The sequence below is a fragment of the Aeromicrobium sp. PFPM2_SD2 genome, assembly GCF_057364525.1.
In genome coordinates, this window is record NZ_JBNFNZ010000663.1 from 1 (window position 1) to 913 (window position 913).

Annotated in this window: 1 protein-coding gene and 1 pseudogene; both read left to right on the top strand. The window is 75.4% G+C overall.

The window, feature by feature from the left end:
• Positions 1 to 251: pseudogene (locus AC2W7G_RS17265) on the top strand (hypothetical protein); the annotation flags it as partial.
• Entirely contained in the window at positions 248 to 763 is a 516-nt protein-coding gene (locus AC2W7G_RS17270; RefSeq protein ID WP_485869522.1) for a pilus assembly protein TadG-related protein, read from the top strand. The pseudogene AC2W7G_RS17265 and the gene AC2W7G_RS17270, both read left to right, overlap by 4 nt.
• The last annotated feature ends 150 nt before the right edge of the window (positions 764 to 913 follow it).

The window sequence follows — 913 nt, forward strand, 5'->3', positions numbered from 1 at the left end:
AGGTGCGTGCCCGGCTCGCCGCCGCCGCGGCGCTCGAGGGACGCGGGGTCGACGGCGCCGACGTCCAAGTGGTCTGCCGCCCGACGCCGTCCGACTGCCTGCGACCCGGCTCGTCGGTGCGGGTCCGGGTCAGCGGGGCGCAGCGGCTGCCGTTCGTGCCGGACGTCCTGGGCGGACCGGTCGCCTCGGTCGCGGTCGACAGCACCCACACCGAGCCGTACGGCTCCTACCGGGCCGAGGCGCCTCGATGAGACGTGACGACGAGGGCTACGCCAGCGTGATGATCGTCGGGTTCTTCCTGGTCGTGGCGATGCTGACCGTCGTCGTGGTCAACGCGACCGACGCCTACCTGGCCCGGCAGGAGCTCGGCCATCTCGCCGACGGGGCCGCGCTCGCCGCGGCCGACGGGCTGCGCGAGGAGGCCGTCTACACGTCCGGCCTCGGGCAGGACGCGCCGCTCGACCCGCCCGGGCACGCCGGCTGGTCGCCGGAGCACCTGGCGGGGAGGGCGTCACGGGCATGGAGGTCGTCACCACGGCGGACGGCGTCCGCGTCCGGCTCACCAGACCCGAGCCGCTGGCGTTCACGGTGCCCGGCATGCCGAAGGTCGCCACCGTCCGCGCCGACGCCCACGCGTCCCTCCGGCTGGACTGAGGCGATGGCGCTGGGCGTGACGTTCTGCACGCGACACGCCGGTGCGGACGTACACAACGTCACGCTCAGCGCAAAGGGCCTGACGGCCAGGGCTGGCCCTACGGCGTGACGGCGAGGGCGTCGAGGACGCGGGCGGCCAGCGCCTCGTCGCCCTCGACCTTGCGTGCGGCATCGAGCGCGACCGGACGCCGTCCGCCGGCGGCGAGGATGAAGGTCTCGCGGTCCAGCACCAGGTCGCGGTCGCGTCGTCGGCGGCCCG